The 16,762-nt window shown below is 44.7% G+C and carries 15 protein-coding genes and 1 tRNA gene; 10 read left to right on the forward strand and 6 right to left on the reverse strand.

The features are described from left to right. Window positions 1-42 precede the first annotated feature (42 nt). The 8 genes from BUB52_RS05785 to BUB52_RS05825 all read left to right on the forward strand — a co-directional run bounded on the left by BUB52_RS05785 (window position 43) and on the right by BUB52_RS05825 (window position 8,757). Window positions 43-1,332, forward strand: coding sequence for a PDDEXK nuclease domain-containing protein (locus tag BUB52_RS05785; protein ID WP_009121546.1), 1,290 nt, complete (start codon window positions 43-45; stop codon window positions 1,330-1,332). An 11-nt stretch (window positions 1,333-1,343) separates the two neighbouring features. After that, window positions 1,344-2,381, forward strand: coding sequence for a hypothetical protein (locus BUB52_RS05790; protein WP_009121545.1), 1,038 nt, complete (start codon window positions 1,344-1,346; stop codon window positions 2,379-2,381). Between the two features lie 223 nt (window positions 2,382-2,604). After that, complete coding sequence (locus BUB52_RS05795) at window positions 2,605-2,913, forward strand: DUF3853 family protein (protein WP_009121544.1); 309 nt, start codon at window positions 2,605-2,607, stop codon at window positions 2,911-2,913. A 14-nt stretch (window positions 2,914-2,927) separates the two neighbouring features. Then, window positions 2,928-4,004: an AAA family ATPase gene (locus BUB52_RS05800; RefSeq protein ID WP_039950589.1), complete on the forward strand. Its 1,077-nt coding sequence runs from the start codon at window positions 2,928-2,930 to the stop codon at window positions 4,002-4,004. A gap of 230 nt (window positions 4,005-4,234) precedes the next feature. Further along, window positions 4,235-5,191, forward strand: a complete 957-nt coding sequence (locus tag BUB52_RS05805) for a toprim domain-containing protein (protein ID WP_009121542.1) — start codon at window positions 4,235-4,237, stop codon at window positions 5,189-5,191. A gap of 205 nt (window positions 5,192-5,396) precedes the next feature. After that, window positions 5,397-6,797, forward strand: a complete 1,401-nt coding sequence (locus tag BUB52_RS05810) for a coiled-coil domain-containing protein (protein ID WP_009121541.1) — start codon at window positions 5,397-5,399, stop codon at window positions 6,795-6,797. A gap of 304 nt (window positions 6,798-7,101) precedes the next feature. Further along, window positions 7,102-7,908, forward strand: coding sequence for a DUF4377 domain-containing protein (locus tag BUB52_RS05820; RefSeq protein WP_009121540.1), 807 nt, complete (start codon window positions 7,102-7,104; stop codon window positions 7,906-7,908). Window positions 7,909-7,917: 9 nt separating this feature from the next. Beyond that, window positions 7,918-8,757, forward strand: a complete 840-nt coding sequence (locus tag BUB52_RS05825) for a hypothetical protein (protein ID WP_009121539.1) — start codon at window positions 7,918-7,920, stop codon at window positions 8,755-8,757. A gap of 212 nt (window positions 8,758-8,969) precedes the next feature. On the opposite strand, the gene BUB52_RS05830 is transcribed toward BUB52_RS05825, so the two are convergent. Further along, window positions 8,970-9,054: transfer RNA gene (locus BUB52_RS05830), tRNA-Ser, on the reverse strand. A 114-nt stretch (window positions 9,055-9,168) separates the two neighbouring features. Here BUB52_RS05830 and BUB52_RS05835 point away from each other — a divergent pair. Both BUB52_RS05835 and BUB52_RS05840 read left to right on the forward strand, forming a co-directional pair. Further along, the gene (locus tag BUB52_RS05835; protein WP_009121538.1) at window positions 9,169-11,703 is read left to right on the forward strand and encodes an endonuclease MutS2; all 2,535 of its coding nucleotides are present in this window, start codon (window positions 9,169-9,171) and stop codon (window positions 11,701-11,703) included. Between the two features lie 80 nt (window positions 11,704-11,783). Then, on the forward strand, window positions 11,784-12,995 hold the full coding sequence (locus BUB52_RS05840) for an L-serine ammonia-lyase (RefSeq protein WP_022217940.1): 1,212 nt from the start codon (window positions 11,784-11,786) through the stop codon (window positions 12,993-12,995). An 11-nt stretch (window positions 12,996-13,006) separates the two neighbouring features. Here the strand turns inward: BUB52_RS05840 and BUB52_RS05845 are convergent, their stop codons facing one another. The 5 genes from BUB52_RS05845 to BUB52_RS05865 form a co-directional block, all read right to left on the reverse strand. Further along, a complete protein-coding gene (locus BUB52_RS05845) occupies window positions 13,007-13,516 on the reverse strand; it encodes a PepSY-like domain-containing protein (RefSeq protein WP_009121536.1) in 510 nt (169 codons plus the stop codon). A 41-nt stretch (window positions 13,517-13,557) separates the two neighbouring features. Further along, window positions 13,558-13,998, reverse strand: coding sequence for a PepSY-like domain-containing protein (locus BUB52_RS05850; protein WP_009121535.1), 441 nt, complete (start codon window positions 13,996-13,998; stop codon window positions 13,558-13,560). 92 nt (window positions 13,999-14,090) lie between these two features. Beyond that, entirely contained in the window at window positions 14,091-15,380 is a 1,290-nt protein-coding gene (locus tag BUB52_RS05855; protein WP_009121534.1) for a sensor histidine kinase, read from the reverse strand. Then, window positions 15,377-16,054, reverse strand: coding sequence for a response regulator transcription factor (locus BUB52_RS05860; protein ID WP_009121533.1), 678 nt, complete (start codon window positions 16,052-16,054; stop codon window positions 15,377-15,379). The genes BUB52_RS05855 and BUB52_RS05860 overlap by 4 nt, the downstream gene beginning before the upstream one ends. Window positions 16,055-16,105: 51 nt before the next feature. After that, a complete protein-coding gene (locus tag BUB52_RS05865) occupies window positions 16,106-16,657 on the reverse strand; it encodes a DUF4738 domain-containing protein (RefSeq protein ID WP_009121532.1) in 552 nt (183 codons plus the stop codon). Between the last annotated feature and the right edge of the window lie 105 nt (window positions 16,658-16,762).

Consider the following 16,762-nt stretch of genomic DNA (forward strand, 5'->3'; position numbering starts at 1 on the left):
ATAGTTACCAATGACTATATTTGTAGAAATTATCATCACAATATGAGCAACAAGGAATCCAACATAGAGAAAACGAATTTTGATGCATTCATACAAGCGGTCGGTTCGGAAATAGAACAGGCACAAGTAAGGCTGATTGTTGCAGCCAATGCACAAATGCTGTTCCATTACTGGAAGATAGGCAATTACATCCTTTATCACCAGCAGCTGCACGGATGGGGAAGCAAAATCATCAAGCAGTTGGCAAAGGCTATCCGACTGCATTACCCTGAAAAGAAAGGCTATTCGGAACGTAACCTTACCTATATGTGCCAGTTTGCAAAAGCATATCCTTTAAGAGCGTTGCAAAGTTTCATAGAAACAGATGCAAGCCTGTCTGTCCCAACCATACAGAGTGTGACCAATGAAGTATTAAAACTGAATGACAAGCAATTTACGCAGGAACTTACTGCGCAAATACAATCGATTGATTGTCAATCATTAGCAATTACGCAGGAAGTTCCTGCGCAATTTGAAGATGTGGGAAAAACCGTGTCTGCCATTTACAGGATGGGAATCAGGGAAATAGAAGAAGTTTTCTTGACCTCTCCTATAGCCAAAATAAACTGGACAAGCCAAATGACTATACTTGACAGTTCGCTACCTTTAGGTCTAAGCTACTGGTACATGAAGCAGTCTGTGGAAATGGGATGGAGCAGCAATGTATTGAAAATGCAAATTGACAGTGATTTGTATAGCCGACAAATCAGCAACAACAAGGTAAACAATTTCACGACCACACTTCCGGCTCCACAAAGCGACCTCGCCAATTACCTGTTGAAAGACCCGTACATCTTTGATTTGGCTGGAACTAAAGAGAAAGCAGACGAAAGGGACATAGAAGAACAGTTGGTTAAGCACGTTACCTGTTACTTGCTGGAAATGGGCAATGGTTTTGCTTTCGTTGCACGACAGAAACATTTCCAAGTCGGAAACAGCGATTTCTATGCAGACCTGATACTATATTCTATTCCACTGCACGCATATATCGTGGTAGAATTAAAGGCTACCCCATTCAAACCGGAGTATGCAGGGCAACTGAACTTCTACATCAATGTGGTGGATGATAAACTGAGGGGAGAGAACGACAACAAGACTATCGGGTTGTTGCTGTGCAAGGGAAAAGACGAAGTTGTAGCACAATACGCATTGACAGGCTATGACCAGCCGATAGGCATCAGCGATTACCAACTGAGCAAGGCTATACCTGAAAACTTAAAATCGGCTCTGCCAAGTATAGAAGAAGTGGAAGAAGAACTGGCTTCCTTTCTTGATAAAGACAAAAATCCATAAATCCAAGATATATGGCAGGAGAAATACTGATTATGATTCCCCAATACGGTGAACTCAACCGAATATACAGTGACTTTATTGTAAGCCATACTTTTTCTTTTGACAAGCAGAAATTCATCACGAACTTCTACAAGCAATACAATGACACAAAAGCTTTTGAAGCCGCTATCCTTGAATTGGTACTTGACAAGCAGAAAGAACAGTACACTCTGATTCTCGACAGTCTAAGAGCCGAGATAGAGAAAAACATGATGCTTTACGAAAAATATCCATTGCTTGATGATGAGATAATTTCTCGTGTGTGCTACCATTTCGCTGATAGATATAATATTGATATAGAGGAACAACTGGAGGTTACACAAAAACTAAACAAGCCTTTGAACGAGGCATATAACAGATATGATTCTATTGATTACAGGGAACATACGGCAGAAGAAGAAAAGCAAGCCGAAAAGGAATATGAACGCTGCAAGGCTGAATATGAGAAAGAAAAAGAAGAACTGGACAAGCTTTACGAATTGCAAAAGCAAGCAAGAAAAGAGGCTTTCCAATATATAGAGAACTGCTGCGGAGATATTTATAAATTGAGTTTCCATTTTATGGAAATATTAGCAAAATATATTCCCGTAGCTAAAGATAAACCGGAAGAGCTAACCAAGCCAAGCGAACCCGATATGCAAGAAGAAGCACCCAAAGAGGAACAACACGAATATTTCGACATGGAGTTGCTTTCGCACGTTTACACGACCTGCGTAGGAGAACAATTCGAGAATATTTCCGAATATGATTTCTATGCTTGTATGAATCTGCACCCCGGCAAATGCAAGCTGAAAATAAAAACGAGAGAGAAAATACGTGTCTGCTACCTGATATTCCTGATGGGTGAACAACTGCCCAAACTAGACAGGGAGAATTGGAAAAAGAATATCCTCAAAATGCTGGATATTGAAGAGAACTATTACAAGTCAAAATACAAGGAACCTGTTTCCGATTTCCCAAGTGACAGCAACCAGAAGTTCGCCAAAGAAATGGACGCAATATTCCGATAATCCGTGATATACCCTGACATATTACGAAATAACCACTTTTACCACTCAAATTAATTTTTGAGTGGTATTTTTATTGTCTGATATTCAAAGAAATAATAAAATATTCCATTTACACTAACCACATCCTTACCACTTACAAACCTACCTAATTTTGCATCGTTCGAGAACAGAAATAACAGCCAGTGCGCAGGGCTGATTGTTAAACGACTAAATAGATTGGACGATGACAAATCTTCAAGAGTTATTATCAAAACCCGTCTGGCAGATGACAGGCGAAGAGTTCATATTCTTAAGCAAGCACGCTTCCGGTCAAACGGAAATGCAGCCACAGCCCGTTACGGACACAGAAAGGAAGTATGTGTACGGAATACTGGGCATTGCCAAACTGTTCGGGTGCAGCCTGCCCACCGCCAACCGCATCAAGAAAAGCGGAAAGATTGACAAGGCAATCACCCAGATAGGACGCAAGATTATCGTAGATGTGGAGCTTGCCCTTGAACTGGCCGGGAAGAAAACAGGAGGACGAAAATAACGGGAGGCATGGCTATGGACTATATTAAAGAGACTAAGGACATATCGGCAGAAGAAGCCATTATCCTTTGGCAAGCCTCACGTTTGAGCCTGTCGAAAAGTTATGAGAAAGCACCTGAAATCCTCAAAGTACATGGTTCTGTCATTGGGACATTGGGCAATTTCAGCGCATCCATCGGCAAAGCCAAAAGTAAAAAGACATTCAATGTATCGGCTATCGTAGCCGCCGCATTGAAGAACGGCACAGTGTTGCGATATGTGGCAGAACTGCCGGAAGATAAGCGGAAAGTGCTTTATGTTGATACAGAGCAAAGCCCTTACCATTGCCTGAAAGTCATGACACGCATTTTGCGGATGGCCGGCTTGCCAGATGACAGGGACAATGAAAACCTTGAATTCCTCGCTTTGAGAAAATACACGCCTGAGCAACGTATCAGGATTGTAGAACAGGCTATCTACAACACTCCCGACATTGGTCTTGTAATCATAGACGGCATCCGTGATATGGTGTACGACATCAACAGCCCCGGTGAATCCACACGCATCATATCCAAGCTGATGCAGTGGACGGACGACAGGCAGATACACATCCATACGATACTGCATCAGAACAAGGGGGATGAGAACGCAAGAGGGCACATTGGTACGGAATTGAACAACAAGGCGGAAACCGTATTACTGGTAGAAAAGGACAAGGGCAACGGTGACATCAGCCATGTTTCAGCCATTCACATACGAGCAATGGACTTTGAGCCTTTTGCGTTCCGCATCAACGACAAAGCCCTTCCCGAACTTATAGAGGGTTACAAACCCGAAACAAAGAAACCGGGAAGACCCGAAGAAGAGAAGTTCGACCCTTACAGGCATATCACCGAGCAGCAGCACCGCATCGCGTTGGAAGCCGCATTCGGTCTGAAAGAGGAATATGGTTACAAGGAACTGGAAGATGCTTTAATCAAGACCTATATGTCTGTGGGTGTAAAACTGAACCATAAAAAGGCGGTATCGCTCATCACCATGCTCCGCAACAAGCGGATGATAGTGCAGGAGAACGGCAGGAAATACACCTTCATGCCCAACTTCCACTATTAGCCCTGTATATACAATTAGCCCATTTTCCTGCAATCACTTCACTTTATTCTCGGGGTGTATATATTAGGAATATAGTGAAGTGATTCTGAAATGGGATCAAATCACTTCACTTTATTACCGTATCCTATATATACGAGAATTTAGTGAAGTGATTATAGACCGTACTTCCTAAAAAGGTACGGGCGAAAAGAAAAACAAATCAATTCATCAACTACTAAAACAATCATTTTATGGATATACAGACAGCCAAGCAAATCAAGATAGCGGATTATCTGCACAGTTTGGGTTATTCACCAGTAAAACAACAGGGAATAAACCTTTGGTACAAATCTCCGTTTCGGGAAGAGACTGAAGCATCGTTCAAAGTGAATACCGAACGTGAACAATGGTATGACTTCGGTTTGGGTAAAGGTGGCGGCATCATTGAACTGGCTGCACACTTGTACGCTACTGACCATGTACCTTACATCTTGAAACGGATAGCGAAACAGACACCGTATGTGCGCCCGGTATCTTTCTCTTTTGGCAAGCAAAGCTCTTCCGAGCCGAGCTTCCAACAGTTGGAGATTGTTCCGTTGTCATCTCCTGCCCTGTTTGCCTACTTGCAAGGTAGAGGAATTAACATAGAACTGGCGAAAAGAGAATGTAGCGAAGCACGTTTCACCCACAACGGCAAGCGGTACTTTGCAATCGCCTTTCCCAATATATCGGGAGGATATGAAATCCGCAACCGCTATTTCAAGGGCTGCATCGCTCCAAAGGAAATCTCCCACATCAGACAGTCTGGGAAAGCGAGGAATACCTGTTATGTGTTCGAGGGGTTCATGGACTATCTCTCCTTTCTGACATTGAGACAGGAAAGCTGCCCGAATTATCCGGAGCTGGACGGACAGGACTACATCGTATTGAATTCCGTATCGAATGTGAACAAGGCTCTCTATCCGTTGGGCAACTACGAACGCATCCACTGCTTTTTTGACAACGACCATGCAGGCATGGAAGCCCTCCAACAAATCCGCAAGGAATACGACAGAGACAGATACATCCGTGATGCTTCACAGACGTACAGCGGATGCAAGGACTTGAACGAATACTTACAGAAACAGGTTGAAAGAAAAAGGCAAGTCCAATCCGCCAAAGGGGTGCGCAGCCAATCACCGGAGAAGAAGAACGGCTTCCGGTTATAGCCCACTATAACTACACGCTCCGCTTCCGTAGTTGTGGGCTCTCCCGAGGGGATTAGGGCTTTGCCCTAATAACCCACTCAGGGCGTTCACCCCTGAGAACCCCGAGCAAAGAGTGACCCTCTCTTTGCAATCACCGCTTATGGGTTGCACCCCTAAGAACCCCACTGCGGAAGCGAACAAAGTAATCTAATATAAACAAAAAACTATGGCAACAAAATCAAGCATACATATCAAGCCTTGCAACATCGTATCGAGCGAGGCACACAACCGAAGGACTGCCGAGTACATGCGCAACATCGGAGAGTCCAGAATCTATGTCGTTTCCAAACTTTCCACCGATAACGAGCAGTGGGTAAATCCTGACTTCGGCACTACCGAATTGCGGACACATTACGACAACATCAAACGGATGGTCAAGGAAAAGACCGGACGTGTCATGCAGGAGAAAGAACGTGAACGCAAAGGCAAGAACGGAAAAATCATCAAGGTGGCAGGGTGTTCACCTATCCGTGAGGGGGTGTTGCTCATCAGAGCGGACACCACATTGGCAGATGTGCATAAATTTGGCGAGGAGTGCAAACAACGCTGGGGTATTACTCCGCTGCAAATCTTCCTGCACAAAGATGAAGGACATTGGCTGAGCGGACAACCCGAAGCCGAAGATAGGGAGAGTTTCCAAATTGATGGAAAGTGGTTCAAGCCGAATTATCACGCTCATATCGTTTTCGATTGGATGAACCACGATACAGGAAAGAGCTGTAAACTCAATGACGAAGATATGACCGAAATGCAGAGTTTGGCTTCTGACATTCTCCTGATGGAACGAGGACAATCTAAAACCGAAACAGGCAAGGAACATCTGGAACGTAACGATTTCATCATAAAGAAACAGAAAGCCGAACTGCAACGTATAGAGGAAACCCAAAGGCACAAGAAGCAGCAAGTAACTCTTGCTGAGCAAGAACTCAAACAGGTAAAATCGGAAATACGCACCGACAAACTCAAAAGCGCAGCTACCGATGCAGCCACAGCCATAGCAAGCGGTGTCGGTTCTCTTTTCGGAAGCGGAAAATTGAAAGATTTGGAACAAACCAATGAGAATTTACGTCATGAAATTGCCAAGCGTGACAAGGGTATTGATGAATTAAAAGCCAAGATGCAACAAATGCAGGAACAGCACGGCAAGCAGATTCGTAACCTACAAGGAATACATAATCAAGAGCTTGAAACCAAAGACAAGGAAATATCACGATTGAATACCATTCTTGAAAAAGCGTTCAACTGGTTTCCATTACTCAAAGAAATGTTGAGGATGGAAAGACTATGTTATGCCATCGGATTTACCAAAGATATGATAAACAGTCTTTTGACAAAAAAGGAAGCTATTAGGTGCAATGGTAGGATTTATTCTGAAGAGCATAGGCGAAGATTTGAAATCAAGAATGATATTTTCAAGGTGGAAAAGAATCCAACCGATGATAGCAAACTGATACTTACCATAAACAGACAGCCGATAGGCGAATGGTTCAGGGAACAATGGGAGAAGCTACAGGAAGGATTGCGAAAAACAGAAGAGCCAAGAAAAAATAGAGGATTTAGGTTATAAATTCTGTTCTCTATATCGCAAAACATCAATAAAATAACTAATTTTGTATTCGGATTGGGCTAACCCTCTCCATGACATAAGAAAAAGAAGAAGCGTTATGTTTATCTTGTAGGTGAAAACGTAGGAAACTTTCAAACTGATACAAGAGATAGCATAGTGGTTCTCACGCATATAGCGTGGGCTGCTATTGTTACATCTGTATCAGAGGTTTCCTACGACCTTCACTTAGACGTGGCATAGTTGGCTCACGTTTTTTCAATATAAAATTAATAGCCTAATAGAGCCAATAGGGAATTATACGAATATGAATAAGTTTATTATTCCATTCTTTTTAATCACTGCCTTCCTTGCAGTGGGTTGCAGCGATGATGAGCCAAAAGATGTTGTCAATGAAATCAAGATGTCCGTTTCTGCCGAAACAGGTACGTACATACCATGGGGCAGTGATACTCCTGTAGAGTGTATGCTTGTTATGTCTGAAGACAATCCCGGAGTATGGGAGCCACTTGGCTTTAATAGTATTAAATGGTTTACATACGAAAGAGGACGTGAATATTACCTTTCGGTGGAGAGAACCATTCTCGCTAATACTCCCATGGATGCTCCAGACCGTACCTATTCGCTGTTGAGAATCCTTCAAGACCGTATTGTCACAAAGCCGGAGATACCTGTAGATAAAGAAATCAATTCAGAGGAAGACATTGAGTACTATGATATGTGCCCCTTTAACAAATATGCCATAGAAAAGGAAATCATTGTCAATGAGAATGGAGAAATTTCCTATGCCGACGGTCACAGCCTTCCGTCTTATGATAATGCCCGCATTTGGTTAAAGTGTATTCTTGATAAGGCAGATCCGAATTGGCTAAAATTCAATAAAATACCCTATATGGCAATCTATTCATTTGTATTGTCACCGCTTACGGATGAAATACGGCTGGTGCGCAACGAATCATCCGGTCCGATGTTCAAGGAGGTCATTCCTGAAAGTGAGTTTGCCCATATCACCCAATCCATGAAGCCGGGCGAAGAACTCCGTTACGCCCTCATCCTTGCCAATGTCTATAAGAAAGGACTTCAGAAGCTGGAATTTACGATAAAGAAACAATAACACATAACCATGATGAATAAACTTATCAACCCGATTCTTTTTATCATGTGTCTGCTTGCTATGGCTTGCAGCGATGATAATAATGAAAATGAAACATTTGCTCCGTTCAGTCTTGAGAAAAGATACTATGAAGTACGATTGGAGCGCAATGCTACTTCTATTCCTATAATAAACGGTAGTGGCGATATTAGTTTGGCAATAGAGGATGAAAATATATTGAATGCCATTTACTCAAAATACAACGATAAGGAGGATGACAGAAAAGGACACATCAATTTGTATGGTATGCAGAAGGGAAGTACAACACTGACCATTACCGACAATATTACCAAGGATGTGGAAACCGTTGAAGTGAAAGTGACAGATTGCTATTTGTCATACATGATAGCCGAAAGTAATCATCCTCTATTAAAAGCCAACACAACTCTATTTTTCATAAACAATCCTGCAAAAGAGTCCTATATCTTCGCTAGAGACAATCTCCATGGGACATTATATGACCGACCAACAATGAAAGGCAGTTACGAGTTCTTCATCACCCCCGATTCGAAAGAACAACTGCACGACATACCCGGATTGCGTTTAACATTCCAAACCGATGGAGAAGAAAACGTTACTGACAACAATGACACGACAACATCTTACGACTTTCAAATAATGGGTAATAATCAGATATTCAGTGTTATTCAAGCATTTTTGGGTGTGAAATGGGAGGAACTTTTTGATAACGCCCATACAAAAAGCCCTGCACCAGTAGACTTTACTATGAAGCTGACTGCTCCCAATACAAATTATCAAATTACAGGAGTATTAAGTACTACATCCATTCCGGAACACATATTGGATTGATACATTGCTGCAGTTAGGCAATTAAACTGATATAAAAGCCAACTAAAAGAGCATAACTTGATTGTTCTTTTAGTTGGCTTTGTTTTATTCAGACACTTTTTTCTGAGTAAAGATGCATTTCATCTTAAATAATACAAAAACACCCAATTTTACATTCTTGGGTGTAAAATTGGGTGTTTGTTTTACAACTTACTGATTTTCAGTGTTTATTGCGGAGAGACAGGGATTCGAACCCCGGGTGCCTCGCAGCACAACGGTTTTCAAGACCGCCGCAATCGACCACTCTGCCACCTCTCCAAAACTTCCTTTTCAGAAATGCTTCTCTCTTAAAGCGGTGCAAAGGTACAAATCATTTTTAATTCTGCAAACATACTTCTTATTTTTTCACGAAATAATTGTACTTTTGCATCCATGATATACCCACAGAACTTTGAACAGAAGATAGGCTTCGACCAGATACGCCAACTGCTGAAAGAAAAATGTCTCAGTACGCTTGGCGAAGAACGAGTGACAGACATGGCATTCTCCGACCGCTTTAGTGAAGTGGAAGAGCGTCTGGATCAGGTTACAGAATTCGTACGTATACTCCAAGAAGAAGATAATTTCCCGGCACAATATTTTTTTGATGTACGTCCGTCCCTGAAACGAATACGGGTGGAAGGCATGTACTTGGATGAACAGGAACTTTTCGACCTGCGCCGTTCCCTGGAAACGATACGCGATATTGTACGTTTCCTGCAAAAAAGCGAGGACGAAGAGGAAAGCACATCCCCCTACCCTTGTCTGAAACGACTGGCGGGAGATATAACGGTATTTCCCCAACTTATCGGAAAAATAAACGGTATTCTTTCACCTTACGGAAAAATAAAAGATAACGCATCGGCAGAACTGGCACGCATCCGCCGCGAACTGGCAAGTACGATGGGAAGCATCTCACGTTCACTTAACAGCATCTTACGCAATGCCCAGTCGGAAGGTGTCGTAGATAAAGACGTAGCCCCCACCATGCGCGACGGACGACTGGTGATTCCGGTAGTACCCGCCTTGAAGCGAAAAATAAAAGGTATCGTACACGATGAATCCGCCAGTGGTAAAACCGTGTTCATCGAACCCGCTGAAGTAGTGGAAGCCAACAACCGCATCCGCGAACTCGAGGGTGACGAACGACGGGAGATTATCCGCATCCTTATGGAGTTTTCCAACCTGTTGCGTCCGTCCATCCCCGATGTGTTGCTATCGTACGAATTTCTCGCCGAAATCGACTTTATCCGTGCCAAAGCATTATTCTCCGAACAAATCACCGGGTTGAAACCGGCTTTTGAGAATAAGCAGGTGTTAGACTGGACAATGGCAGTACACCCGCTGTTGCAACTCTCCCTTGCCAAACATGGAAAGAAAGTAGTACCGCTGGATATAGAGTTGAACGAAAAACAACGTATCCTCATCATCTCCGGCCCGAATGCCGGTGGAAAGTCAGTCTGCCTGAAAACCGTAGGACTGCTTCAATACATGTTACAATGCGGCCTGCTCATCCCGATGCATGAACGCAGTCACGCCGGTATATTCAGCAATATATTCATTGACATCGGTGACGAACAGTCTATCGAAGACGACCTGAGCACCTACTCTTCGCATCTTACGAACATGAAGATAATGATGAAGAGCTGTAACGAACGCAGCCTTATCCTTATCGATGAGTTTGGCGGCGGTACGGAACCCCAGATTGGCGGAGCGATAGCCGAGGCCGTTCTGAAACGTTTCAACCAAAAGCAGACATTCGGCGTTATCACCACGCACTACCAGAATCTGAAGCATTTTGCCGAAGACCACGAAGGGGTGGTGAATGGCGCCATGCTATACGACCGCCATTTGATGCAGGCTTTATTCCAACTCCAGATAGGCAATCCGGGCAGTTCGTTCGCCGTAGAGATAGCCCGTAAAATCGGATTGCCGGAAGATGTAATTGCCGATGCCTCGGAGATTGTAGGCAGCGAGTACATCAATGCCGACAAGTATCTGCAAGATATCGTACGTGACAAACGATACTGGGAAGGCAAGCGCCAGACCATCCGGCAACGCGAAAAGCATATGGAAGAAACCATCGCCCGCTATCAGGCGGAGATAGAGGAATTGCAGAAATCACGCAAGGAGATTCTACGGAAAGCCAAAGAAGAAGCGGAACAACTGATGCAGGAAGCCAACGCCCGCATTGAAAATACCATCCGTACCATTAAAGAGGTGCAAGCCGAAAAGGAAAAGACACGTCAGGTACGTCAGGAATTAAGTGACTTCCGCGAATCGATGGAAGCTCTTGCCGCCAAAGAACAGGAAGAAAAGATTGCCCGTAAAATAGAAAAACTGAAAGAAAAACAGAACCGGAAGAAAGAGAAGAAAGCCAATAGAGGCCAGGAAAACGCACTGTCCGCACAAGCATTGGCAGAACAACAGGCGCGGAAAGAGGCCGAACGCCTCGCGGCAATCGTACCCGGAAGCAATGTCAAGATAAAAGGGCAAACTTCGGTAGGCGAAGTGCTGGAGATAAACGGCAAGAACGCCGTCGTTGCATTCGGCAGCATCAAAACCACCGTCAAGCTGGACAGACTGGAACGAACAAACGCGCAGCCCAAGCAAGCGGATGTTTCTACCAAAAGTACTTACATCAGTTCGCAAACCCAAGACAGCATGTACGAAAAGAAGTTGAACTTCAAACAAGACATAGATGTACGCGGCATGCGTGGAGATGAGGCCTTGCAGGCAGTGACCTATTTTATAGACGATGCCATATTGGTAGGAATGTCCCGCATACGGATTCTTCATGGAACAGGTACGGGCATTCTGCGTACTCTTATCCGTCAGTATCTGCAAACCGTACCCGGCGTAAGCCATTTCGCCGACGAACACATCCAGTTCGGCGGGGCGGGAATTACGGTGGTAGACTTGAGTTAATTGAGAATTGAGAATTGTGAAATAGAAATTGAGAAATAGAAATCAAATAAATACTAATTACCCGATAACTAATTGCCAACATGAAATCAATCAAAGAACTCTATCGCATCGGTACAGGCCCTTCAAGCAGCCATACAATGGGCCCCCGCAAAGCCGCCGAAATATTTCTGGAAAGACATCCGGAAGCAACGGCATTCAAAGTAACGCTATACGGCAGTCTGGCGGCAACAGGCAAAGGCCACATGACCAATATCGCCATTACCGAAGTGCTGCAACCGGTAGCGCCGGTAGAGATTATTTGGGAACCTAAGATTTTCCTTCCTTTCCACCCGAACGGAATGAAGTTCGTTTCGGTAGACAAAGAGGGAAAAGAAACCGACCAATGGGTAGTGTTCAGCATCGGCGGCGGCGCTTTGGCGGAAGAGAGCGACGGAGCGTCCTCGGTTAACACCCCCGATGTGTACTCCATGAACAGCATGACGGAAATTCTGCAATGGTGCGAACGCACAGGGAAAAGTTATTGGGAATATGTCAAGGAATGTGAAGACAGCGATATATGGGACTATCTGCAAGAAGTGTGGAAAACCATGCAGAATGCCGTAAAACGGGGTTTGGAACAGGAAGGAGTACTCCCCGGTCCGCTGAACTTACGACGCAAAGCCTCAACCTATTACATACGTGCCAGCGGATATAAACAGTCTCTGCAATCACGCGGACTGGTATTCGCCTACGCATTGGCAGTGAGTGAGGAGAACGCTTCGGGCGGTGTGATTGTTACTGCTCCCACATGCGGTTCGTGCGGCGTGATGCCTGCCGTGCTTTATCATCTGGCCAAGAGCCGTGAGTTTAGCGACACACGTATCCTACGCGCCCTTGCCACAGCCGGATTGGTAGGAAATATAGTAAAGACCAACGCTTCCATTTCGGGTGCGGAAGTAGGATGTCAGGGAGAAGTCGGCGTAGCCTGCGCAATGGCCTCGGCAGCAGCCAATCAGTTGTTTGGCGGTAGCCCCGCACAAATAGAATATGCCGCAGAAATGGGCTTGGAGCATCACTTGGGAATGACCTGCGACCCCGTATGCGGATTGGTGCAAATTCCGTGTATAGAGCGCAATGCCTATGCCGCCGCACGCGCTTTGGATGCCAATCTCTACTCCTCTTTCACCGACGGTATGCACCGCGTATCTTTCGACAAGGTAGTAGAGGTTATGAAAGAAACCGGAAATGACTTGCCGTCACTTTACAAAGAAACAAGCGAGGGCGGTCTGGCTAAAGATTATAAACCGATGTAAAAAAAAGTGGCTCACTCCGCCACTTTTTTATCTATCGGCCAGTGCGTATCGTCTTTATCGCCACTGACATCACGCTGTTGCAATAAAGCGCCGTCCTCAGCATAGAATAACTGATATTCCAGATTACCTTTTTCTACCTCGATAACGTATTGAACGGGCTGTACGGGGTATTCGAGCATATCGATGTCTTCCCGCTTCCAGTTAGCATATTCCCCACTCTCAAAAGCAGTCTGTACCGTAGGGGGCAAACTCCCCCAAAGGATATCAACCTCGGTCAATCGCCAAACGGCCTGAGTATCATACCACACATCCATTTCTTTACCGTCCATCCAGCAGTCGGCCACGAAATAATCACCTTTCCGCTCCCACTCAATATCGGTAGCAGCGGGATATTTATTCTTTAAAGCTTTAGAAACCGCATCCGGAACGGTTATGCCATCGTTCTTGTCATCATCGCCGCACGCGCTGAAAGCCAATGCAGCAATGAACATCATCGCCAATAGTTGAAACTTCATTTTCATATTATGCCATCAAAATTAAAGTGATACATTCCATGTTACAATCAATCGTCCATGCTGACAAACTTACCTTTACTATTGAATTTCAAGGAGTAATCATTGGCGAGTTTAACTTCCACCCCGCTCCGTCCGCGTTCAATCTTGGTGATCATCTCCTGCGGAAAGTTTGTTTTTACGTATTCTCGCACAGATACCGGAATCAATGCTTCGGGTACGGCAGCTTTCTTACAGTCGACTTCGGTCCAGTTACCGTTACTGTCAAAATCAATCTCGGTACGGTCGGTCAACAGTACCTCATACTTTTTAGAGCCCAGCATGCCGGTCTCAATCTTAATATGTGAGATTTGCGGCTTGGTGAAATACTGGTTGATAAAGTTACGGGCGGTCAAAGGCAGCTGCTTGGCATCGCGTGTAATGACATCGCCGGCAAATGCAAACTGAACGGCTATAAGAGCCAATACAAGAATAGACAATACTTTCTTCATAATCGTTATTTTTTAATGTTACTAATTCGTTTCGTATCATTCACACTGCAAATAACGACAGAGAAATAGGAAAGATTTGGGAATAACAGGCGTTAACGGTTATTTTTATTTTCTTTAACAAGCAGGAAGCAATGCATCCCGTCCTGCCATTCGTATGTGAGATTCAAAGCGGAAATCCGAGCGATAGAACGGGCTATGGCAAGCCCTAATCCGGTGGATTCTTTCTTTCCGTCAACGCTGTGATAGAAACGGCGGAACAGCTTTTCACCATCCAAAGGAGTATCGCCCGTATTCTTTATTGTCAATGAAACCGGAGTGGTAAGTATCTGCAACTCTCCCTCCTCTTCATTATGAAGCAATGCGTTCTTCACCAGATTGGAGACCAAAATCTGCGCCAACGAATGATTACAGCGGATAATAAAAGGATGTTCTCCCTGCTTACGCAGCAAGCGTACCTGCTTGTGCTCGTATATATCCATCAAATCAGGCAGAAGATTATCCAGTATCTCGTCTACCGATACATCTTCCGACTCCGTGTACTGTCCGTTCTCTATGCGGGAAAGCAGCAACAAAGACTTATTCAGTTTCACCGCACGCCCCAAAGTGGCGTAGATTTCATCCAGTTCCTTCATCTGTTGTTCTGTCAGACTATCGCTTTCCGCCAGTAATTCCACTTTGCCACGTACAATGGCAAGCGGTGTCTGCAACTCATGCGAAGCGTTTTCTATAAACTGCTTCTGCTCCTCATAGGCTTTATAACTACGGTTTCCCATATCTACCGCCGCCTCACTCAGCTGGCGGAACTCACGTATTTTCGTAGGATTCTCCAACACCGGAACTTCCTTTCCGGGCTGGATGCCATGCAACCAGTCCAGTAGTTTATGCAACGGGCGGAACACTCCTTTCAGCACCAGCTGAATACCGACAGAGGTACAAATCAGGAAAAGCAGGAACAATGCTCCCAGATACCAGAGCATCGCCTCTACCATATCGTCGCGTTCCAAGATGGAAATCATCAGGGTAAGCTCATAAAACTGTCCGTCGGGCATACGAAAAGCCGTGCGCATCACACGTACCGGCTCGTCCTCATCCTCAAGTTCGATATAGACGGTAGAATCATAGAAGACTTCCCGATAATGGCGTCCCTCTTCTTCGGAGATAGGAAGGAATTTATAGAAAGACATCAGAGAGCCTTCCGTTTCAAGAACAGAGGGGTCATGAAGCGCATGTTCCATTAATATCCCGGCATAATTTTCCAGCGTATCATCCGTTTCGTCAACAACCTCATCGATAATGGCATAATAAAACAATACACCCCATACAGTCATCAGGACGAATAGCAATAAGGAGATTTTGCGATATGTGTAATATACCAGTTTCATAACTCGGACAGTTTATAACCAAAGCCATAGACGGCTTTCAGTTCCACGGAAGCGCCGGCCTGCTTCAATTTCTTGCGCAGGTTCTTTACTTGCGAGTAAATGAAATCCAAAGAATCGACCTGGTCTATATTATCACCCCATACCGACTCCGCAAGGCTCATTTTATTAATAACCCGATTGGGATTCACCACAAAGTAATACAGTAAATCGAACTCCTTACGGTTCAGTTGCAAAGGCGCACCGTCCACTTCCGCCTGCCGTTTGTCAGGGTAGAGCAGCAAATTACCTACGGTGACCGTCACATCACCCTGCGTCTGACGGCGGCGGATCAAAGACTTTATGCGGGCATTCAACTCTGCCAAGTGGAAAGGTTTCGTCAGATAATCATCGGCTCCGAGTTCCAGACCGTCCACCTTATCATCCAGCGAATCTTTGGCGGAGATGATAAGCACACTGTCCGTACGGCGCAAGCGCTTTAACTCACGCAACAAATCCAGACCGCTTCCACCCGGCAGCATAATGTCCAGCAGGATGCAGTCGTAATCATAGTCGTTTATCTTATCCAATGCCGAAAAATAATCGGCAGCCGTTTCTACGACAAACTTCTCTTTCAGGAGCGAAGCGCGAATGGTTTCCCGCAAATCTTGCTCATCTTCTACAATCAGGATTTTCATGTCAGCAAAGGAACCTCACAAATCTGGAATCATTCTGGAATTACCCGAACATCAATTGGAAACAGTATCTTCCTCGTACACATCTTCCAACAGTTCTTCTTTCGCCATCGAGATTTTACCGTCGGCGGAAACCGTCAGTCGGAGAGGCACGTAGAGGTCTGTTTGCGGATAGCAGATGCTGGCAGCATACATAATTCCCTGAGGGGTAGTTTTATCATAAACCAACCCTTCCAGAATAGCGTACTTCATAAATCCGGCATCCACCAGCGAGGCGAAACTCTCTTTCGTAAACACCCTGTCTACAATCTGCTTACCGCCACAGGTGATGCGCAAGGTAATGCTGTTATCAACGAACTTCTCGCCTTGTTCATTCTTCACAATGGGCAGGCTGTCATCCGGACGGCGCACCACAGACGAGCGATACTCCTTACCTTTATAAGTAATGGTCACTTTGGTATCGGAAACCTGCATGCGCTGTGGAGCGGAAGTCACGGTGCTGTCCTGCATCAATACCTGCACATCGTCTCCGCCCTTCTGCCGGGATGTACAGGAAACGACTGACAACGCTACCACACAAGTCACTATATAAACAACGGTTTTCATTGATTCGTTTTTTAAATTGACAAGGGCAAAGGAACAAAAAGAGCGGGAGAAATACAAATGAAAGCTATTAAAGCTTTCCGTTTTTTATGAACTTAAAAGCAGCCC

It is taken from the genome of Bacteroides clarus YIT 12056 (assembly GCF_900129655.1).
GTDB lineage: Bacteria > Bacteroidota > Bacteroidia > Bacteroidales > Bacteroidaceae > Bacteroides > Bacteroides clarus.